Genomic DNA, 20,312 nt, shown 5'->3' with positions numbered 1-20,312 from the left:
GCTTGAGGCCAAGTGCATGAACGATGCAACCGGCGAATCGTCCAGTGAATGCAAACACAGGGATGGCAGCGGGGCACCGGGCGATGGCGTTTATTGGGACCGAAACTGGAGACTTACATGAATATCAAGATGCAAAAGCTGTTGCCGATCACCGCAGCGGCGATGCTGTGCGTTGCAGCGGCAAGCAACGCGGCCGCCGATCAAGTCGTCAAGATCGGCCACGTCGCGCCCTTGACGGGCGGTATTGCACACCTGGGCAAGGACAACGAAAACGGTGCACGTCTCGCGGTCGAGGAGATCAACGCCAAGGGTCTCACGATCGGCGGCCAGAAAATCACGCTGCAACTCGACCCGCAGGATGACGCGGCCGACCCGCGGCAGGCCACGCAGGTTGCGCAGAAGCTCGTCGACGACAAGGTCGTCGCCGTCATCGGCCACCTGAACTCGGGCACGTCGATCCCGGCCTCGAAGATCTACAGCGATGCGGGCATCGTGCAGATCTCGCCGTCGGCGACCAACCCGGCCTACACGCAGCAAGGCTTCAAGACCACGTATCGCGTGGTGGCGACCGATGCGCAGCAGGGCCCGGCACTCGCGAACTACGCGCACTCGAAGGGCATCAAGAGCGTGGCGGTGGTCGACGATTCGACCGCATACGGCCAGGGTCTCGCGAACGAGTTCGAGAAGAAGGCGAAGGCACTCGGCCTGAAGGTGGTGTCGCACGACGCGACGAACGACAAGGCGGTCGACTTCCGCGCGATTCTGACCAAGATCAAGGGTGAGAATCCGGACGCGATCATGTACGGCGGCATGGACGCCACCGGCGGCCCGTTCGCGAAGCAGGCGAAGCAGCTTGGCGTGCGCGCGAAGATCCTCGCGGGCGACGGCGTGTGCACGGAAAAGCTGGCCGACCTGGCCGGCGACGCGACCGACAACATCGTGTGCTCGGAAGCGGGCGCTTCGCTCGAGAAGATGCCGGGCGGCAGCGCGTTCAAGGCGAAGTTCGAGAAGCGCTTCGGCCAGCCGATCCAGATCTACGCACCGTTCACGTATGACGCCGTGTACATCGTCGTCGACGCGATGAAGCGTTCGAACTCGACGGATCCGGCGAAGATCGTCTCGGCGATGCCGGCGACGAACTACACGGGCGTGATCGGCACGACGACCTTCGACTCGAAGGGCGACCTGCAGCACGGCGTGATCTCGCTGTACAACTACAAGAGCGGCAAGAAGACGCTGCTCGACGAAGTGAAGATGTAAGCTGAACTGCGGTCGACAGAAGGGGTGAAAGCGCGCCTGCGGCAACGCAGGCGCGCTTTCTTTTTGGCGTGCCCGCCGCGCGGTCAGATCTTCAGGTGTGCGAGGACCTTCGGCGCGATGGCCGCAACGAGTGCCGCGCACAGCGCGACGACCGCCAGCCCGATGGTCAGGTTCGCGGTCTGCGCGACCGCGCCGATCGCGACCGGACCGAACAGCAGTCCGAAATACGCGAGCCCGGCCACGTGCGCGAGGCCTTCGGCCGCGTGGATGCCTTTCACGCGCGCGGCGGCGGCGAACAGCACGGGCATCATGTTCGCGAGGCCGAGGCCCATCAGCGTGAAGCCCGTCAGCACGGCGATCGGGTTCGGCAGCAGCAGTGCGCCGATCATCCCGGCGCACGCGAGCGACGCGCTCGCGAACACGAGCTGCGGCGCGCCGAAGCGCGCGCGCACCGCGTCGCCGGCGAAACGCGCGATCGCCATCCCGCCGGAGAACGCCGCATACGCGGCGCTCGCGAGCGCGGGGCTCGCCGCGACGACGTCGCGCATGTAGACGGTCGCCCAGTCGTACATCGCGCCTTCGGCGATCAGTGCGATCAGCGCGATGCCGCCGAGCATCCACAGCGCGGGCGAGCGCCAGCGGTTGCCGCCGCCATGCGCGTGTTCGTGATGCGGCACGTGCGGCAGCACGGACGGGCTCGCGGCGAGCAGCACCGCGGCGCTGACGGCCGCCGCGAGCGCGAGATGCACGGCCGGCGCCATGCCGGCCGACAGCAGCGCGCCGCCGGCCGCCGCCCCCGACATTCCGCCGATGCTGAACATCCCGTGCAGCGACGACATGATCGGCTTGCCGAGCGCGATCTCGACCGCGCTCGCCTCGGCATTCATCGCGACGTCGAGCGTCGCCATCGAGAAGCCGAACAGCGCGAGCACGACGAGCAGCATCCAGTAATCGGGGGCGACGAGGATCAGCGCCGCGCAGGCGGCCATCACGAGCCCGCCCGCGAGGCACGCGGTGCGCGAGCCGACGCGCGCGATCCAGCGCGCGATCGTCAGCATCGCGGCGATCGAGCCGCCCGCGACCGCGAATAGCGCGATCGACAGCAGCCCCGGGCTCAACGCGAACTTGTCGCGCACGGTCGGCACGTGCACGCCCCACGACGCGTACAGCATCCCGGCGACGAAGAACAGCGCCATCGTGGCCGTGCGTGCGCGCTGGCGGACCGGCAACGCCAGCACGCGATGCGCGTCGGGCGGTGCGGAAAAATCGGACGAGGATCGGGAGGAGGATTCGGACACGGAACGCTCTTGAATGGACAATGCGCGGGCGCGTCGCGCCCGTCGGATTCGTCCGATTCTATCGAACCGTTTACGGTCTTGCCGGCGCGCTGGCCGTCCGGCCGATGGTGATCGGCGCGCACACCGCTTGCACGGGGCGCGTCGGCCATCCGGCCGATGCCCGGCAAGCCGCCGCCGCGGGTAACATCGATGCGCAGGCGGCGTGCCCGACGCGTTTCGGTGCGGCGCGCCTTCGCCACCGTTGCCCCCAGGCCTTCCGATCGCAGGAGTCACCGTGAACATCGATCCCGTCCTTGCCCTGCACCTGCTGCATCGCTGCGCGCTCGGCACGCTCGCGACCCACGCGCGCGACCCGCAAGGCTTTCCCTATCCGACGGTCGTGCCGTTCGCACCCGATGCGAATCATCGGCCCGTGATTCTCGTGAGCGGCCTCGCCGAGCACACACGCAACCTCGCCGCCGATCCGCGCGCGGGCTTCCTCGTCGTCGACGCGCCGGACGGCGACGTGCTGAACGCGGAGCGCGCGACGCTGCTCGGCCGCTTCGTGCCGCTCGGCGACGCGCCGCATGCCGCCGCGCGCTACCTGCGCTACGAACCCGACGCCGCGCGCTATCTCGCGCTGGGCGATTTCACGTTCTGGGCGCTCGATATCGAGCGGCTGCGCTATATCGGCGGATTCGGCCGGATGGGCTGGGTGGACGGCACCGGCCTCGATGCGCTGCCGCCGCTCGGGTTCGACGACGAACGGGCGCTGTGGGACGCGTACGACTCGAGCGATGCGCGCCGCGCCGGGCTCGACCTGCTCGGCGTCGACCGCCACGGCGCCGACTGGCGCTGCGACGGCCGCCGTGTGCGCACGCCGTTCGACCCGGTGCCGGGCGATGCCGGCGCGCTGCGCGAGCGGTTGATGGACTGCGCGCGGGATGTGACGTGAGGCCGCGGATACCGCTTTGTCTGTTTAGCGTCTCGCGCCGTACGATTTTCGCAAACATGTCGCCGGATGAAAGCTTTGATTTTTCCGAATGCGGGTAATTGCGTATGCTGATAGGCCTATTTCCGGATCGGTAATGTCCTAATCTCTATGCAAGCGCGTAAAAATTTGAGAAAAGGCCGTGGACGGTCAAAATGACATGCGTGAATTACAATTGGTCTCGGGATTTTCATGAATCCTGCTTCTATCAAATCTTTTTTGTGCTAATCTCTGCCTTCAAAATCCGAGGCACAAATATTTCATGAATGGTGAGCCGGCTGCAGATCGGCGCCATTGGTCATATCGAAAGGGAAACTATGTCTTCTTACAAGGACCTGCTGGCCCAGCGGGAGAAGCTGGAGAAGCAAATCGAAGAAGCGAAGTCGCGCGAATACGCCGAAGTGCTGAATGACGTGAAGCAGAAAATTGCCGACTACGGCTTTTCGCTCGCCGATCTCGGCCTCAGCCGCGCGAAGGCAGGTAAGGTCGGTCGTCCGCGCGCAGGCGTGGCAGCGAAGTACCGCGATCCGGAAACGGGCGCGACGTGGTCGGGCCGCGGCAAGCCGCCGCGCTGGATCGCCGGCAAGGACCGCGAACAGTTCACGATTTAAACAACTGTTTACATCGTTGCCTCGAAAAGAGCCGCGTATCCGTGCAGGAGCGCGGCTTTTTTGTATCGTGGAATCGGAATGTATGCGTTCTGTCATGAATATGTCAGAAACGGCGCGTGAATGAAAATGCGACCCGTTCGCATAAGCGATTGATTTAAATGGAAAATTTTGGGTTATCGGAATGCCCCGCGAGGGTCGTTTGGTAGAATTACGTATCCCAACCGATATCTCGCATTTCATGTCCACGTTTTCCGACGACGCACAAAGCGCAGATAAGCACGCGGTCGCGCGCAAGAGCACCCTCGTCAGTATTGTGCTGAATGTGGTGCTTGCGACGTTTCAGATCGTCGTCGGCGTGGTTGCGCATTCGCAGGCATTGATTGCCGACGGTATCCATTCGATTTCCGATTTGATCTCGGATTTTGTCGTACTGGTTGCGAATCGTCATAGTGGCGCATCGCCGGATGCCGATCACAATTACGGACACAGCCGCTACGAGACCGTCGCGTCGCTGTTTCTCGGCGCGATCCTGATCGCGGTCGGTATCGGCATGCTCTGGCGCGCGGGCAACCGTCTCGTGAATCTCGAAAACATCCCGGCCGTCCATTTTTCCGCGCTGATCGTCGCGCTCACGGTGCTCGTGTCGAAAGAGGCGTTGTTCCGCTACATGCTGCGCGAGGCGCGGCGCGTGCGTTCGGCGATGCTCGTCGCGAACGCATGGCATGCGCGCTCGGACGCCGCATCGTCGCTCGTCGTTGCGATCGGCATCGTCGGCAGTCTCGCCGGCGTGCGGCTGCTCGACCCGATCGCCGCCGCGATCGTCGGCTTCATGGTCGCGCGCATGGGCTGGACGTTCGGCTATGACGCGCTGCAGGACCTGTCGGATCGCGCACTCGGCACCACCGACACGGCCGAGATCCGCGCGTTGCTCGCCGCGACGCCGGGCGTGCGCGACGTGCACGACCTGCGCACGCGCAAGATGGGCGATGCGGCGCTCGTCGACGCGCACATCCTCGTCGATCCGATGATCTCCGTCTCCGAAGGGCATTACATCGCGGAGACCGCACGCGCACGCGTGCTGCGCGACCCGCGCGTGCTCGACGCGCTGATTCACGTCGATCCCGAGAACGACGCGGCGCGCCGTCCGGCGCTCGCACTGCCGCCGCGTGCCGAGATCGCGGCGCGGCTCGAGGCCGCGCTCGCGCAGCGCGGGCTGCATCCGGCCGCGATCAACCTGCACTACCTGAGCACGGGGCTCGAGATCGACGTGACGCTCGACGCCGGCGCGGGCGATACCGACGCGGCACTGGCCGGCCGGCTCGATGTCGACGCGCTGAAGCGCCAGTTCGGCGCGCGCCGGATCGGCTTCACGCGCGGGCTGCCGGCGCAGGCGTGAGCGGCGCCCGCGACCGCGGGCCGCGCGTTACAGCGGCAGTTGCGTGTCGAACTTGATTTCGCGCAGCACGACGCTCGTGCGCACCTGCGACACGGCCGGGATCTTGAAGATCCGTTCGTGCAGGAAGACGTCGTAGGCCTTGATGTCGGGGGCGACGATCTTGAGGATGTAATCGGCTTCGCCCGTCGTGCTGTAGCACTCGGTGACTTCCGGGCAGGTCGCGATCTCGCGCTCGAACTGTTCGACGCCGCCTTCGTTGTGGCGGGTCAGGTGCACGTGCGCGAGCGCACAGACGTGCAGGCCGAGCTTCTCGCGATCGAGCAGCGCGGTGTAGCGCTGGATCACGCCGGACTGTTCCATGTCCTTGATGCGGCGCCAGCACGGCGTACTCGACAGGCCGACCTGGTCGGAGATTTCCTGCACGGAACGGCGCGCGTCGAGCTGCAACAGGCGAAGGATTTTTTGCGAAAAGGAATCGAGCGTCACCTGCGCCTCCATGCGGCAGCTACAACACGCTGAATGTTAGAGGGCCGGGAAAGGAAAGGCAATCTGGCGGCGCGCCGTTGAGCGAGATTCGCTAATTTGCCCGCGGATCCGTTGGGTTTTGTCCCGCCCCCGCCTGTTCCGACCGATCGGTGTCGGCCACCGCGAGGCCCGCGAGCGCGGCCTGCTGGCGGCGCAGGTCGGCGAGCATGTTGCAGAACAGCGCGCCTTGCTCGATCGCATCGTCGAGCGCGACATGCGTATGCGGATGATCGTCGAACCAGTGCTTCGGAAAGCGCGGCTTGATCGCCTTGCGGTACGGCAGGCCCGTCATCGCGAACGCGAGCGTCTTGATGTCGAGCGCCGACCACGAGAACGGGCAGCGTCCGGCGAAGTGCATCATGTACCAGAACATGAACGTGAAATCGAAGCCGGCCGGCATCGCGACGAACACCGGCTTGCCGGGCAGCGCCTCGACCCATTCGACGTACGCGACGAGCGCGGCCGCCGGCGCCTGCAGGTCGCGCCGGCACGCGGCCCACGCTTCCGGCTCCGTCTTCCACCACGCTTCCTGCACCGGATGGGCCTGCGCGCCGGGCAGCGTCTCGAGGTTCGCGGAGAACGTCGCGATCAGCTGCTTGTCCTCCGTATAGGCAGCCGACGCGAAGCTCAGCATCGAGTGCGGGCCGGGAATCGGCCCGTCGGCCTCGACGTCGGTGCTGACGTAGATTTCGGGGATGGCGGTCTGGTTCATCCGAACACCTTGTCGGACACGAACGGATTCGTGCGGCGCTCGTCGCCGAAGGTCGACACCGGGCCGTGGCCCGGCACGAACGTGACGTCGTCGCCGAGCGGCCACAGTTTCTCCTTGATCGAGCGCACGAGGTCCGCGTGGTTGCCGCGCGGGAAATCGGTGCGGCCGATCGAGCCGGCGAACAGCACGTCGCCGACGATCGCGACGCGATGCGCGCGGCTGAAGAACACGACGTGGCCGGGCGTGTGGCCGGGGCAGTGATAGACCTCGAGCGTCTCGTCGCCGAACTGCACGGTGTCGCCGTCGTTCAGCCAATGGTCCGGCTCGAACGTTTCGGCGGCCGGGAAGCCGAAGCGCTGGCTCTGCATCGGCAGTTGCTCGATCCAGAAGCGCTCGTCTTCCTGCGGTCCCACGATCGGCACGCCGTAGTGCGTCGCGAGTGCCTTCGCGCCCGCGCAGTGATCGACGTGGCCGTGCGTGAGCAGCACCTTCTCGACCTGCACGTTCTGCCGCGCGATCTCCTGTTCGATCCGTTCGAGATCGCCGCCCGGATCGACGACGGCGGCGCGGCCGGTCTTTTCGCAGACGAGCAGCGAGCAGTTCTGCTGGAACGGCGTGACCGGAATGAGCGTGACTTTCATGGAGACACCGGCGGCTAAAAGGAGCGATTGTACCGGTCGCGCGCGCGGCCTGCCGGTCCCGCGGTGCGGTGTCGGACGCGCTCGTGCGGGCAATCTCCGAGCATCCCGATTGTTACAGCCATAGTGAGAATCAATGGTCCGGACGGGGTCCTTTTCGAGACAGGCTTTTGGTTTATGTATAATGCGCCCCATTGCGCGTGAATTTCACGCAATTCACTGGTGTTTCGACCCCGTTAAATGAGGTGTCGGATTCACCGTCAAGCATCGACCGCCGGGGAGTCCGGCGGTGTATCCAGCACCGAGCATTCGGTGCTCACGTCTTGTCCGGCCGGGTGCTGCGCGCCCGTCTGCGGCCTTGCTGCCGCGCCGCCGGATGAGGCCTGTGCCGCCGTTCCTGTGCGTTGGCTGTACGCGACGCGCGCGAACGTGAAAGCCATGTTCGATGGCGGCATGTGGGGTCTGGTCAGGCTGCCGGGGACAGGTTGCGCCAGACGTGAAAACTAATCAGGACGGTTGCGGCAGAGACGAAAGCCGCGCCCATGCTAGCCGCCTGCTCGCGTAGCCGAGCGGGGCGTGCACGCATTTGCCGTCCGGGCCGCGTATCTGCGTTGTTCAGCAGCGTTGTATCGGTGCGGCCCGAACCAGAAGGCGACACGTCGATGAATTTTCGATTTCCGACTCGATTCGGGACCATTGCTTTATTTTTTGCGCTGACGGGCTGTGCGGTGCCACCCAGCCAGACCACCGGCAGCGCCAACCAGAAGAACGCGGCCAACAAGACGGCCGCGGCCGCGAAAGCGGATGACGACAAGCAGCAACTGAATTTCGATTCCGCGCTGGCAACGATGCCGGCTGCCGACAGCAAGGACGCGAAGAAGTCGTCGCTGGCGGACGCCGAGCCGATCGACGGCAAGGATGTGTCCGACTTCCGCCAGACGGGCCGGGCATCGTGGTATGGCCGGGATTTCCACGGCCGCCGCACCGCGAACGGCGAGCGCTTCAACATGAACGCGCTGACCGCCGCGCACCGCACGCTGCCGCTGTCGTCGTACATCAAGGTGACGAACGCGTCGACCGGCAAGTGGGTCGTCGTGAAGGTCAACGATCGCGGGCCGTACAAGCGCGGCCGCGTGCTCGACCTGTCGTATGCCGCTGCCCGGATGATCGGCCTCGTGCATGCCGGCACGGGCCGCGTGAAGATCGAAGGGCTGTCGCCGCAGGAAGCGCGCGAGGCACGCGACGAAATGTTGGCGTCGGTCTCGGCGAGGTAACACGGCGGTTCGTCCGCCTACGCAAAAGGGCTGCCTTCGGGCAGCCCTTTTGCGTTTCCGCGTGCCGGGCGGCGGAGGCCGCCCGCGCTCGCGCGTCAGCCTTCCTTCAGCACCAGCGCGCGCGCATACAGCGCGTTGCGCGACGCGCCCGTCAGCGCGGCCGCGAGCTTCGCCGCGCTCTTCACCGGCACTTCTTCCAGCAGCAGCTTGAGCAGCGCGTCGTGCGCGGTGTCGTCGGCTTCGCCGCCGTCGGCCGGCGCGCCTTCCACGACCAGCACGAACTCGCCGCGCTGCCGGTTCGCATCGCCGTCGAGCCAGCTCTGTCCTTCGGCCAGGGTGCCCTGGAACAGCTGCTCGTGTAGCTTGGTGAGCTCGCGCGCGATCAGCAGCCGGCGCGCGGGGCCGAACGCGTCGGCGAGGGCGGCGACGGTGTCCGCGATCCGGTGCGGCGCTTCGTAGAACACCAGCGCGTACGGGTGCCGCACGAGCGCCTGCAGCGCGTTCGCACGTTGCTTCGCCTTCGGCGGCAGGAAGCCCGCGAACGTGAACGCGCCCGCCCAGTCGCCCGCCACGCTCAGCGCGGTCACGGCCGCGCTCGCGCCCGGCAGCGGAATCACCGCGAAGCCGGCCGCGCGCACGGCGTCGACGAGCCGCGCGCCGGGGTCCGAAATGCCGGGCGTGCCGGCGTCCGATACGTACGCGACGCGTTCGCCGGCGCGCAGCAGCTCGATCACGCGCAGCGCGGCTTCGCGTTCGTTGTGCTCATGCACGGCGACGAGCGGTTTCGAGATGCCGTAGCGGGCCAGCAGCTGGCCCGTGTTGCGGGTGTCTTCGGCCGCGATGCGGTCGGCGAGGCCGAGCACGTGCAGCGCGCGCAGCGTGATGTCGGCGGTGTTGCCGATCGGCGTCGCGACCACGTAGAGCGCGGCGTGCGGGTAGTGCTGCGTTTGCGCGAGTTCGAGGAGGGCAGTCATGGCAGGCAATGCGCGCAATCGCGGCGCAAGCGGAACAAGGACGGCATTGTGCCACGCCGCGCCGGCCGCGCCGGGCGGCGAGCGCGGTTTGCCGCGCGGCGGCGGCAATTTTTCCGGCACGGCGCGATCCAGGTCGGTTGGCGCGGCGTTCGAGCAGCGCGCGCGGCAGTTCCTGGAGCGCCGCGGTCTCGCCTTCGTCGCGGCGAACGTGACGATGCGCGGCGGCGAACTCGACCTCGTGATGCGCACGCCCGACGGCACGCTCGTGTTCGTCGAGGTGCGCGCGCGACGCAGCACCCGGCACGGCGGCGCGGCCGCGAGCGTCGGCTGGCGCAAGCGGCGGCGTCTGGTCAAGGCCGCGCTTCATTTCTGGGTACGGCATGGCGCGGGTGCCGCGTGCCGTTTCGACGTCGTCGCGTTCGAGGCCGGCCGGCTCGAGTGGCTGCGCGATGCATTTCGTGCCGACGATGCGTAGCCGCGAGCTGTGACCAGATGTAAAGAGTTCTTGTCATACCCCCGGAGAGGGTGCCGGAGTGCGGTAAACTCGCCGCACCCATGACGTTGCGCGCGGTGTGCCCACGCGCCCAGTTCACCAGGAATCGATGTCAGTCGAACGTATTCAGCAACATTTCCGCGACAGCGCCGCGCTACACGCCGAAGCGGCCGACGCGCTGTCGCTGCCGATCGCAGCCGCGGTCGATGCGATGTTCGCCGCGCTGGCGAACGGCAACAAGATCGTCGCGTGCGGGGACGGCCCGTCGGCCGCCGCCGCGCACTACCTCGCCGTGTCGCTCGTCGGCGGCTTCGAGCGCGAGCGTCCGGGCCTGCCCGCGATCGCGCTGGCCACCGATGCGTCGCAGGGCGGCCTCATGGGGGCATCCGCCGCCGACCAGCTGTTCGCGCAGCAGGTGCGCGTGCTCGGGCAGACCGGCGACATCCTGCTGGTGCTCGACGCGAGCGGCGCGTCGCCGCGCGTGCTGGCCGCGATCGACGAGGCGCACGAGCGCGAGATGACCGTCGTCGCGCTGACGGGCGGCGACGGCCACGCCGTCGCGGCCGCGCTGTCCGATACCGATATTCCGATCAGCGTGCCCGCCTCGCGCGCGGCGCGCGTCCACGAAGTCCATCTGCTGACCATCCACTGCCTGTGCGACGGCATCGACGCGATGCTGCTGGGTGAGGATTGAACGAAGGAGAGCCGTCGATGAACCAAAGCCGCGTCAAACAGACGCTCGTCAGAACCACGTTGCTCGCCGCGCTGACGGCGGGCCTCGCGATGTCGCTGCAGGGTTGCGTGCTCGGCGTGCTGGGTGCGGCGGCCGGCGGCGGTGCGCTGATCGCGACCGATCGCCGTACGCTCGGCGCGCAGACCGAGGATCGCGAGATCCAGGTCAAGTCGCTCACGCAGATCAACAACGGGCTGCCGGACCAGTCGCACGTGAACGTGACGGTGTTCAACCGTCGCGTGCTGCTGACGGGCGAAGTGCCGAACGACGCATCGAAGCAGCGCGCCGAGGAAATCGTGCGCGGCATCAACAACGTGAGCGCGATCGTCAACGAGTTGTCGGTGGAGCCGGCGTCGTCGCTGTCGTCGCGCGCGAACGACTCGTATCTCGAAGGGCGCGTGAAGTCCGAGTTCATCGCGACGAAGGGGCTGTCGGCGAACTACTACAAGGTCGTCAGCGAGCGCGGCAACATCTACCTGCTGGGTCTCGTGACGGTCGACGAAGGCAATCGCGGCGCGGATGCGGCGAGCCAGGTGCCGGGTGTCGAGAAGGTCGTGAAGGTGTTCCAGTACATCCAGCCGCAGGACGCGCAGGCATTGCAGGCCGCGTCGCCGAGCGGGGCATCCGGCGCGCAGCCCGCTGCCGCGCCCGCGGATGCCGCGACGGTCGGTGCCGTGCCCGATGCGTCGGTCCAGTCCACGCCGCTGCAACCGCCGGCGCCGATCTCGAATTCGTCGAGCGTGCATCCGGGTAACCCGAAGGCCACGCCGCAATGAAGTCGACGCAGATGAAGTTGAAGCAATGGATGGTGCAGGGCGCCGCGACGGCCGCGCTCGCGGCCGGCGCGCTCGGCACGGCGCATGCGGACGTCGGCGACGGCCTGAAGGTCGCGCGCAGCAATGCCTGCATGGGCTGCCACGCAGTGGACCGCAAGCTCGTCGGTCCGTCGTTCAAGGACATCGCCGCCCGCTACAAGTCCGATCCGCAGGCTGTCGCGAAGCTGTCGAAGAAGGTGAAGGACGGTGGCTCCGGCGTGTGGGGCGCGATTCCGATGCCGGCGCACCCGCGCATGAGCGACGCGGATCTGCGCTCCGTGGTCGAATGGGTGCTGGCCGGCGCGCCGTCGAAGTGACGCGTCGGGGGTGACGGAACCCCTATTGCCAAGCGCGGAAATGCATGTGTATGATGGTTGTCTGTTGGGGCGGTAGCTCAGCTGGGAGAGCGTCGCGTTCGCAATGCGAAGGTCGGGAGTTCGATCCTCCTCCGCTCCACCAACGGATTCCGAAGGGCTCGGTCGCAAGACCGGGCCCTTTTGTTTTTCCGCGTGTCCGCTCCGCCGCCATCACCCCCGCCCGAAACTCGGCCGCTTCGGATCGTAAGTCCACCCCGGCACCAGATACCGCATCGCCATCGCATCATCACGCGCCGTGCCGCCGACCTCGCGATACAGCGCATGCGCGGCCTCGACCTGCGCCATGTCGAGCTCGATCCCGAGCCCCGGCCGCTCCGGCACGGCCACCCGGCCGCCGACGATCTCGAGCGGCTCGCGCGTGAGCCGCGCGTCGCCTTCCTGCCAGATCCAGTGCGTGTCGATCGCGGTGATCGTGCCGGGCGCCGCCGCGGCCGCATGCGTGAACATCGCGAGCGACACGTCGAAGTGGTTGTTCGAGTGCGAACCCCACGTGAGCCCCCAGTCGCGGCACAGCTGCGCGAGCCGCACCGAGCCCTGCATCGTCCAGAAGTGCGGATCGGCGAGCGGGATGTCGACCGCCTGCAGCCGCACTGCATGATCCATCTGCCGCCAGTCGGTCGCGATCATGTTGGTCGCGGTCGGGATGCCGGTCGCCCGCCGGAACTCGGCCATCACCTCGCGGCCAGAATAACCGGCTTCCGGCCCGCACGGATCCTCCGCGTACGCGAGCAGATGACCTTGCCCGCGGCACAGCGCGACCGCTTCGTCGAGCGACCACGCGCCGTTCGGGTCGAGCGTCGCACGCGCGTCGGGAAAGCGCGCCTTGATCGCCGCGATCGCTTCCATCTCGTCCGAGCCGGCCATCACGCCGCCCTTCAGCTTGAAATCGGCGAAGCCGTAGCGCTCGACCGCGGCCTCGGCCTGCTGCGCGATCGCGGCCGGTGTGAGCGCCGCTTCGTTGCGCAGCCGGAACCACGGATCGGCCGCGTGCGTCTCGTCGCGATACGGCAGGTCGGTGCGCCGCCGCTCGCCGATGTAGAACAGGTACGCGAGCATCGGCACCGCGTCGCGCTGCTGGCCTTCGCCGAGCAGCGCCGCGACCGGCACGTCGAGATGCTGGCCGAGCAGGTCGAGCAGCGCGGCCTCGATCGCGGTGATCACGTTGTCGAGCCGCAGATTGATCTCGTGCGGCTGGCGCAGCACGGCCGCCTCGCCGGCCGACGTCACCTCGTGCCGGATCGTGCGGCCGGCCGTCGCACCGGCGCCGGACAGCGCCGCGCGCACCGCGTTGAGCGTCGCCTGGTAACGGCCGATCGACTGACCGACCACGAGATCGGTCATCCGCTCGAGCGCCTGGCGGATGCCTTCGCCGCCGGGCACTTCGCTGACGCCCGTGTGGCCGCTGCTGTCGTCGAGGATCACGAGGTTGCGCGTGAAATACGGCGCGTGCGCGCCGCACAGGTTCAGCAGCATGCTGTCGCGGCCGGCGACGGGGATCACCTGCATGCGCGTGACGCGCGGCGTGCCGGCACGGCGGGATTCGGACATCGGTTCGCTCCTGGTTCCGGTGATGCACGGGCCGCCGGATCCGCCGGCGCGGCCCGCGTCGTTCAGTTCAGCTCGACGCGGCGGATCTCGCCGACGACGAACAGGTAGCAGATCACGGCGACGAGCGCGTGCGCGACGACGTACACCAGCGCGCCGTTGAACGAGCCGCTGGTGTCGACGATATAGCCGATCGCGATCGGCGTCGTGATGCTGGAAAGATTGCCGCACGTGTTGAGCAGCGCGCCGCTCAGGCCCGCGATCTGGCGCGGCGCGGTGTCGGCGTTGACGGCCCAGCCGAGCGCGCCGAGCCCCTTGCCGAAGAACGACAGCGCCATGAACAGCACGACCAGCACGTGCGAATCGGTGTAGTTGCAGACGATCATCGACATCGACAGCAGCATGCCGATCACGATCGGCACCTTGCGCGCGACCGACAGCGACTGACCCTGCTTGAGCAGCGCGTCGGACACGATGCCGCCGAGAATCCCGCCGAGGAAGCCGCACACGGCCGGGATCGACGCGACGAGCCCCGCGTTGAGGATCGACATCCCGCGCGCCTGCACGAGATAGACGGGGAACCACGTGATGAAGAAGTAGGTGAGCGCGTTGATGCAGTACTGCGCGACGTACACGCCGACGAGCATCCGGTTCCTCAGCAGCGCCTTCACGTGACGCATCGACGGCCCGCCGTCGCGCGCGCCGGTCGCCTGGTCGATGTTGACGAGCGCACCGCCTTCGGCGAGGTAGTCGAGCTCCGCGCCGTTGATACGCGGGTGCACCTTCGGGTCGTACATCGTGCGGTTCCACACCAGCACGAACGCGAAGCCGAGCACGCCCATCACCGCAAACACCGACTGCCAGCCGTACGTGTGCACGAGCCAGCCCATCAGCGGCGCGAACACGACGGTCGCCGCGTACTGCGCGGCATTGAAGATCGCGGACGCGGTGCCGCGCTCCGCGGCCGGGAACCAGGTGGACACGATCCGGCTGTTGGCCGGGAACGACGGCGCCTCGGCCGCGCCGACCAGGAAGCGCAATCCGAACAGCAGCGCGAACGCGGCCGCGCCGCCGAAGAAGCCGATGCCGCCTTGCAGCAGCGTGAACAGCGACCAGAAGAAGATGCTGAACGCATAGACGATGCGCGACCCGAAGCGGTCGAGCAGCCAGCCGCCCGGCAGTTGCGCGATCACGTACGACCAGCCGAACGCCGAGAAGATGAAGCCCATCTGCACGTGGCTCAGGTGCAGCGCGCGGGCCAGCGCCGGGCCCGCGATCGCGATCGCCGCGCGATCCGCGTAGTTGATCGTCGTGACCGCGAACAGCACGGTCAGCACGAGCCAGCGCACGCGGGTGCGCCGGGCCGTTGCCGACGCGGCCGCCGGCAATGCTTGAAGCGGATTCATCAGTGTCTCCTCCGAAGGGCGGAAGGTGCCGTCGTGCGGCTGCGCGTCGGGTGCGCGCGTTTTTTCGTGGTGGTGTTGCCGGCCGGAGGCCGGACGCCGGACGCCGATGCCCGGGGCAGGGCGTCCGGATCATTCTGTCACGGCGAAATATGCGCTTTCATGCCAATTACTGACTTGATCGATTCAGGAATTGAATCGATTGGGTGTGGGCGCGAAGAATTGTGAGCGCGAATCGCCGGAAGGCCCGTTCACGCGTGCGCGTCGTCCGGGTCGGCGCCGTGGTGGGCCGCGACGTGTTCCGCGAGAAACTCGACCGCGGCGCGCACGCCAGGCAACTGGCCGCGCCGGTGCGGCATCAGCAGTGTGGTCGTGACGGTGCCGGCCCGCCAGCCGGGCAGCACGCGCACGAGCGCGCCCGACGCGAGCGCGGCGCCGGCGATCCAGTCGGGCAGGCATGCGATTCCGAGGCCGGCCGTCGCGGCCTGCAGCAGCAGCGTCGACTCGTCCGCCTGCATCCGGATGCGCGGGGCGACTTCGACGGTGTCGCCGGCACGCTGCAGCCGCCATGGCTGAGGACCCGGATGAAGCCCGTCGTGCCGCGCGAGGTCGGTCGGCGCGTCCGGTGTGCCGGCACGCGCGAGATATGCCGCCGACGCAACGGCGACGATCGGCGACGTGGCCAGCGGCCGTTGCACGAGTGCGGAATCGGGAAGCGGCGCGAAATGACTGCGGACCGCGATGTCGAAGCCTTCCTGCGCGATGTCGACGAGCCGGTCACTCGCGTGAATCTGCAGCAGCAGCTTCGGGTGCGCGATCGCCAGTGCCGGCAGGCACGGCGCGAGGATGTGCTGCGCCACCGGCACCGAACTCGTGATCCGCACGACACCGGCCGGTTCGGCCGCCTGCCGCAGCACGGCGTCGCGCGCGCTTTCGGCCTCGATCACCGCCGCGCGCGCATGCTCGAAGAATTCGACGCCGACCGGCGTCAGCCGGAAGCTGCGCGACGTGCGATGCACGAGCCGCGCGCCGAGTGTGCGCTCGAGTTCGGCTACGCGCTTGCTGACCGTCGATTTCGGCAGGTCGAGCCGACGTGCGGCCGCCGACATGCTGCCCGCGTCGACCGCCTGTACGAAGAGATAGAGATCGTTCAGATTCACTGTCAGCGTCCACCAGGAGAAACGACGGGTTTCGATTCTAGCGGCTACTGCGCGATCGTTCGTCATGGGAGCATGATTGCTCGATCAACTTCTGCGAAATCCCCATGTCTCCGATCCTTCTCTACGGCATTCCCGCCGGCTGCTCGTTCGGCTCGATCGTCGCGCTCGAATGGGCTGGCCGGCCTTACCGGCTGTCGCGCATCACGATGCCGGGCCTCGTGACGAGCGACGCCTTCCTCGCGCTGAACCCCGCGGCCGAGACGCCGGCGTTCGTGACCGCGAACGGCGACGTGCTGACCGAAAGCGTCGCGATCCTCGGCCATGTCGGCGCACAGGCACTCGACAGCGGCCTTGCGTTCCGCCAGGGCAGCGCGGATTTCGACCGTCTGAACCGCATGCTCGCGTGGTTGAACACGACGTTCTTCAGCGCGTTCGGCGCGCTCTGGTACGTGTACGAACACGGCGCCGAAGGCGCCGAGAAAGCCGTGCTGCAGGCATACGGTCGCGGCAAGGTGCTGAAGGCGCACCGTCACCTCGAAGCGCTGCTCGAGCGCGGCGACGGTCCGTGGCTGCTCGGCGCGCAACGCACGCTGGCCGACGCGTATTTCGCGGGAATCGCCCGCTGGGCGGACTATCACGCTGTGTTCGAGCAGGATGCGTTTCCGCACGTCGCCGCGCTGCGCGCACGGCTCGCCGACGACGCCGGCGTGCAGTTCGCCCACGCGATCGAGGAAAACCGGCCGCTACCGGCGTCGTCGGCATTCGCAGGGCATGTGTCGCTCGACGATGCGCTCGCCAGCGCGCGCGTGACCGCGATGCCGGCCGCGACGCCCTGAAGACCGGACAGCGCGCTCACCCGACGCGCGCATGGCGTCGGCAAATTTTTACCAGGGTGATATTGACATTCTATTTATACCCGGATAAAAATGGCGTCTTCCGATTTCTGCCCATGGGCGACCACGATGACGCTCTCCACGCTTCTCCCTTCCTACACGGCGTTCGACGGCCACCGGCGCGTCGCGTCGGGCCCGCTCGCGACGGTGGCGGTCGCGGTCCGGCAGGCGGCCGGCGACGCCATGTCCGGCACGATCGTGATCTTCGACGACGCGACCGGCCGCTCGATCGACCTCGACCTGCGCGGCACGGCGGACGATATCCGCGCGCGTTACCCGGCGGCGCCGGGCGATGCATCCGCGCCCGCAGGCGAGGGGGGCGGGGCGGGCGAACAACGCGGCCGAGGCCGTCCGAAGCTCGGCGTCGTCTCGCGCGAGGTCACGTTGCTGCCGCGTCACTGGGCGTGGCTCGCCGCGCAGCCGGGCGGCGCGTCCGTCGCGCTGCGCAAGCTCGTCGAGGACGCGCGGCGCACGCATGCGGAGGCCGACCGGCGCCGCGACGCGCAGGCGCGCGCCTATCACTTCATGTCGGCGATCGCGGGCGACCTGCCCGGTTTCGAGGAGGCCGCGCGCGCGCTGTATGCGAACGACCTCGCGCGGCTGGCCGAGTGGGTCGCCGGCTGGCCGGACGACGTGCGCGACCATGCGCTCGCGCTGGCGCGAGGCGATCTGCCGCCGTCGACCGAAGACTGCTGACGGAGCACACGACGCGATGACGACGTTCGATCTGAACCGCGGCGCGATCGCGCCGGTCGCCGATGAAGTCGACCTCGTCGACCTGCGCGTGACCGGCACGATCCCGCCCGAACTCGACGGCACGCTGCTGCGCAACGGCCCGAATCCGCCGGGCGGCCGTTTCGAAGGCAACGACGTGCTGTCGTGGTGGCCGGAAGCGGCGATGCTGCACGCGATCGCGTTCGAACGCGGCCGCGCAACGGGTTACCGGAACCGCTGGGCCCGCACGCGCCGCTGGGCCGATGTTCACGCGCCGGAGCAGGCGATGCATCTGCCCGACACGAATCCGAACGTGAACGTGCTGCAGCACGCGGGCGAATTGCTCGCGCTGGCCGAAGGCGGTGCGCCGCTCGCGATCACGGCCGCGCTCGACACGCTCGGTGCGCCCGCGCGGCACGCGGCGTGCGGCGGCGCGATGACCGCGCATCCGAAGGTCGATCCGGTGACGGGCGAACTGATCCTGTTTCGCGCGGACTGGCGCGCGCCGTGGCTGCGCTACGGTGTCGCGGACGCGCAGGGCGTGCAGCGCGTCGACCTCACGGTCGACGTGCGCGCGCCATCGATGATGCACGACCTCGCGATCACCGAGACCCGCAGCCTGCTGCTCGACCTGAACGTGGGTTACGACTTCGCGATGCTGAAGCAGGGGCACCGGATGCCGCTGCGCTGGCACGACGACCGCGACGCGCGGATCGGCGTGATGCCGCGCCACGGCGGCGACGTGCGCTGGTTCGGGATCGAGCCGTGCTTCATCCAGCACGTGGTGAACGCGTACGACTGCGATGCGTCGTGCATCGTGCTCGATGCGGTGCGCTATCCGTGGTTCCTGCGGCTCGACGCGCGTACCGGCCGGTTCGCCGACAACCCGGTCGGCGAACTGTGGCGCTACGTGATCGATACCGCGAACGGGCTGGTCGACGAGGGGCCGCTCGCCGATGGCGGCATCGAGCTGCCGCGCATCAACGAAAGCCGGACCGGGCGCCGCTACCGTTACCTGTATGCGGTCGAGCAGCCGAACCACACCGAGATGCGCGGCGTGATGCGCTTCGATCACGTGCGGGGCACGACGACGCGTTATGCGGTGCCGGCCGGCGACCAGAACGGCGAGCCGGTGTTCGTGCCGCGCTCGGGCGGCACCGACGAGGACGACGGCTGGCTGCTGGTGGTGGTCTACCGCGCGGCGACGGATACGAGCGACGTCGTGATCCTCGAGGCGCGCGCGATCGACGCGGCGCCGGTCGCGACCGTGCACCTGCCGCGCCGCGTACCGGCCGGGTTCCACGGCGCGTGGGTGCCGCGCGAGCGCCGGGCCTGAGCGGCCGCGCGCGTCACCGCGCGCGCAGCGCGTCGACGATGTTCAGCCGCGCGGCGCGCATCGCCGGCAGGAACCCGCCGACGAGCCCCATCACGAGCGAGAACAGCAGCGTCTTCACGACGATCGCGGGCGTCAGCACGAAACGGAACGACAGGTCGGAGAAGGTCTGGAAGTTGGTCGTCGAGAACGACGCGAACTCCATCAGCGACGCGCACGCGAGCCCCGCGACGCCGCCGACGAAGCCGAGCAGCAGCGCCTCCAGCAGGAACGCGGCGAGCACGTTCATGCGCTTGAAGCCGAGCGCGCGCAGCGTGCCGATCTCGGCGGTGCGGTTCGCGACCGATGCATACATCGTGATCATCGCGCCGATCATCGCGGCGATCGAGAAGATCGTCGACAGCGTGATGCCGAGGATGTTGATGAAGGTCGACAGCGCCCTCGACTGGTCGCCGTAAAACGTCTGCTCGCGCTTCGCTTCGTCGGTCAGCCGCGGGTCGACGTCGATGTCGGCCTTGAAGCGCGCGAAGCCGTCGGCGCTCGGGATGCGCAGCACCATCGACGAATAGCTGGTGCGCCGGAACGACTGCATCAGCTGGTCGACGTCGCCCCAGATCTCCGAATCGAAGCCGCTGCCGCCCGCGTCGAAGATGCCGACGACGGTCCAGTCGCGCTGCGCGAAATGCAGGCGGTCGCCGAGCTGCGTGCCGCTGAAGCCTTTCGCGATCGCGCTGCCGACGACGATCTCCGACGAGCCCGGCGCGAACGTGCGGCCGGCCACGAGCTTCACGCGCGGGCGCAGCGCGAGGCCGGCCGGCGACACGCCGCGGATCACGACGTTGGACGGCTTGCCGGTCGACGTCTTCACGAGCGAAATCAGCACGACGGCTTCCTTCGACACCTGCGGCCGGCCGTCCGGGCCGAGCGCGACGGCCGGATGCATCTCGAGCGCGTTGGCCTGCTGGTGGTCGATCGCGCTCTGGATCTCGGTTTCCGCGCCCTTGCGGATCACCACGGCGTTGTCCGGTTCGCCGGTCGACACGAGCGTCTGCGTGAGCCCCGCGTCGAGCATCTGCACGGTCGCGAACACGAAGATCACGAGCGCCATCCCGCCCGCGGTGAGCGCGGTGGTGAGCCGCCGGGTCCACAGGTTGCGCGCGATGTAGGTGAGCGGAATGGCCATCGATG

21 protein-coding genes and 1 tRNA gene are annotated in these 20,312 nt (G+C 68.0%); 13 read left to right on the top strand and 9 right to left on the bottom strand.

Going from position 1 to position 20,312, the window contains the following annotated elements; translation table 11 throughout:
• The first annotated feature begins 117 nt into the window (after positions 1-117).
• Entirely contained in the window at positions 118-1,260 is a 1,143-nt protein-coding gene (locus tag U4Y91_RS23575; protein WP_321807099.1) for a branched-chain amino acid ABC transporter substrate-binding protein, read from the top strand.
• Between the two features lie 83 nt (positions 1,261-1,343).
• Here the strand turns inward: U4Y91_RS23575 and U4Y91_RS23570 are convergent, their stop codons facing one another.
• Entirely contained in the window at positions 1,344-2,558 is a 1,215-nt protein-coding gene (locus U4Y91_RS23570; RefSeq protein WP_321807098.1) for an MFS transporter, read from the bottom strand.
• Between the two features lie 274 nt (positions 2,559-2,832).
• Here U4Y91_RS23570 and U4Y91_RS23565 point away from each other — a divergent pair, with 274 nt between their 5' ends.
• The 3 genes from U4Y91_RS23565 to U4Y91_RS23555 all read left to right on the top strand — a co-directional run bounded on the left by U4Y91_RS23565 (position 2,833) and on the right by U4Y91_RS23555 (position 5,535).
• Entirely contained in the window at positions 2,833-3,492 is a 660-nt protein-coding gene (locus tag U4Y91_RS23565) for a HugZ family protein (protein ID WP_321807097.1), read from the top strand.
• A gap of 353 nt (positions 3,493-3,845) precedes the next feature.
• Entirely contained in the window at positions 3,846-4,139 is a 294-nt protein-coding gene (locus tag U4Y91_RS23560) for an H-NS histone family protein (RefSeq protein ID WP_321807222.1), read from the top strand.
• A gap of 238 nt (positions 4,140-4,377) precedes the next feature.
• A complete protein-coding gene (locus tag U4Y91_RS23555) occupies positions 4,378-5,535 on the top strand; it encodes a cation diffusion facilitator family transporter (RefSeq protein ID WP_321807096.1) in 1,158 nt (385 codons plus the stop codon).
• A gap of 27 nt (positions 5,536-5,562) precedes the next feature.
• Here the strand turns inward: U4Y91_RS23555 and U4Y91_RS23550 are convergent, their stop codons facing one another.
• The 3 genes from U4Y91_RS23550 to U4Y91_RS23540 all read right to left on the bottom strand — a co-directional run bounded on the left by U4Y91_RS23550 (position 5,563) and on the right by U4Y91_RS23540 (position 7,413).
• On the bottom strand, positions 5,563-6,033 hold the full coding sequence (locus tag U4Y91_RS23550) for an Lrp/AsnC family transcriptional regulator (protein WP_006477376.1): 471 nt from the start codon (positions 6,031-6,033) through the stop codon (positions 5,563-5,565).
• Positions 6,034-6,112: 79 nt separating this feature from the next.
• Entirely contained in the window at positions 6,113-6,772 is a 660-nt protein-coding gene (locus tag U4Y91_RS23545) for an exonuclease (protein WP_321807095.1), read from the bottom strand.
• The gene (locus U4Y91_RS23540) at positions 6,769-7,413 is read right to left on the bottom strand and encodes an MBL fold metallo-hydrolase (RefSeq protein ID WP_044846354.1); all 645 of its coding nucleotides are present in this window, start codon (positions 7,411-7,413) and stop codon (positions 6,769-6,771) included. Before U4Y91_RS23540 ends, U4Y91_RS23545 begins: the two co-directional genes overlap by 4 nt.
• A 659-nt stretch (positions 7,414-8,072) precedes the next feature.
• On the opposite strand from U4Y91_RS23540, the gene U4Y91_RS23535 reads away from it, so the two are divergent.
• Positions 8,073-8,684 carry a septal ring lytic transglycosylase RlpA family protein gene (locus tag U4Y91_RS23535; RefSeq protein WP_321807094.1) on the top strand — a complete coding sequence of 204 codons (612 nt, stop codon included), beginning with the start codon at positions 8,073-8,075 and terminating at the stop codon, positions 8,682-8,684.
• 95 nt (positions 8,685-8,779) lie between these two features.
• On the opposite strand, the gene rsmI is transcribed toward U4Y91_RS23535, so the two are convergent.
• Positions 8,780-9,658, bottom strand: coding sequence for a 16S rRNA (cytidine(1402)-2'-O)-methyltransferase (rsmI, locus tag U4Y91_RS23530; RefSeq protein ID WP_321807093.1), 879 nt, complete (start codon positions 9,656-9,658; stop codon positions 8,780-8,782).
• A gap of 46 nt (positions 9,659-9,704) precedes the next feature.
• Here rsmI and U4Y91_RS23525 point away from each other — a divergent pair, with 46 nt between their 5' ends.
• The 5 genes from U4Y91_RS23525 to U4Y91_RS23505 all read left to right on the top strand — a co-directional run bounded on the left by U4Y91_RS23525 (position 9,705) and on the right by U4Y91_RS23505 (position 12,158).
• Positions 9,705-10,133, top strand: a complete 429-nt coding sequence (locus U4Y91_RS23525) for a YraN family protein (RefSeq protein ID WP_321807221.1) — start codon at positions 9,705-9,707, stop codon at positions 10,131-10,133.
• Between the two features lie 127 nt (positions 10,134-10,260).
• Entirely contained in the window at positions 10,261-10,845 is a 585-nt protein-coding gene (locus U4Y91_RS23520; protein WP_257775734.1) for an SIS domain-containing protein, read from the top strand.
• A 17-nt stretch (positions 10,846-10,862) separates the two neighbouring features.
• Positions 10,863-11,660 (top strand): BON domain-containing protein, encoded by a 798-nt coding sequence (locus tag U4Y91_RS23515; protein WP_321807092.1) that lies wholly within the window; start codon positions 10,863-10,865, stop codon positions 11,658-11,660.
• Complete coding sequence (locus tag U4Y91_RS23510) at positions 11,657-12,016, top strand: c-type cytochrome (RefSeq protein WP_321807091.1); 360 nt, start codon at positions 11,657-11,659, stop codon at positions 12,014-12,016. The genes U4Y91_RS23515 and U4Y91_RS23510 overlap by 4 nt, the downstream gene beginning before the upstream one ends.
• A 66-nt stretch (positions 12,017-12,082) precedes the next feature.
• A tRNA-Ala gene (locus U4Y91_RS23505) sits at positions 12,083-12,158 on the top strand.
• A gap of 68 nt (positions 12,159-12,226) precedes the next feature.
• Here the strand turns inward: U4Y91_RS23505 and U4Y91_RS23500 are convergent.
• From U4Y91_RS23500 to U4Y91_RS23490, 3 genes are all read right to left on the bottom strand, one after another.
• Entirely contained in the window at positions 12,227-13,624 is a 1,398-nt protein-coding gene (locus U4Y91_RS23500; RefSeq protein ID WP_321807090.1) for an enolase C-terminal domain-like protein, read from the bottom strand.
• Between the two features lie 62 nt (positions 13,625-13,686).
• Positions 13,687-15,027, bottom strand: a complete 1,341-nt coding sequence (locus U4Y91_RS23495; protein WP_321807089.1) for an MFS transporter — start codon at positions 15,025-15,027, stop codon at positions 13,687-13,689.
• 248 nt (positions 15,028-15,275) lie between these two features.
• Positions 15,276-16,250, bottom strand: a complete 975-nt coding sequence (locus U4Y91_RS23490) for a LysR substrate-binding domain-containing protein (RefSeq protein WP_321807088.1) — start codon at positions 16,248-16,250, stop codon at positions 15,276-15,278.
• A gap of 38 nt (positions 16,251-16,288) precedes the next feature.
• On the opposite strand from U4Y91_RS23490, the gene U4Y91_RS23485 reads away from it, so the two are divergent.
• The 3 genes from U4Y91_RS23485 to U4Y91_RS23475 all read left to right on the top strand — a co-directional run bounded on the left by U4Y91_RS23485 (position 16,289) and on the right by U4Y91_RS23475 (position 19,127).
• Positions 16,289-17,020, top strand: coding sequence for a glutathione S-transferase family protein (locus U4Y91_RS23485; protein WP_321807087.1), 732 nt, complete (start codon positions 16,289-16,291; stop codon positions 17,018-17,020).
• A gap of 126 nt (positions 17,021-17,146) precedes the next feature.
• Positions 17,147-17,773 (top strand): DUF2239 family protein, encoded by a 627-nt coding sequence (locus U4Y91_RS23480; protein ID WP_321807086.1) that lies wholly within the window; start codon positions 17,147-17,149, stop codon positions 17,771-17,773.
• Between the two features lie 16 nt (positions 17,774-17,789).
• On the top strand, positions 17,790-19,127 hold the full coding sequence (locus tag U4Y91_RS23475) for a carotenoid oxygenase family protein (RefSeq protein WP_321807085.1): 1,338 nt from the start codon (positions 17,790-17,792) through the stop codon (positions 19,125-19,127).
• 13 nt (positions 19,128-19,140) lie between these two features.
• On the opposite strand, the gene U4Y91_RS23470 is transcribed toward U4Y91_RS23475, so the two are convergent.
• Positions 19,141-20,307 (bottom strand): ABC transporter permease, encoded by a 1,167-nt coding sequence (locus U4Y91_RS23470; RefSeq protein WP_321807084.1) that lies wholly within the window; start codon positions 20,305-20,307, stop codon positions 19,141-19,143.
• Positions 20,308-20,312: the final 5 nt, after the last annotated feature.

Origin of the sequence: Burkholderia sp. BCC1993, from assembly GCF_905339865.1 — a bacterium.
Taxonomy (GTDB): Bacteria; Pseudomonadota; Gammaproteobacteria; order Burkholderiales; family Burkholderiaceae; genus Burkholderia.
Note: the sequence above shows the minus strand (reverse complement) of the source record. Positions and strands in the feature narration are given on the sequence as shown.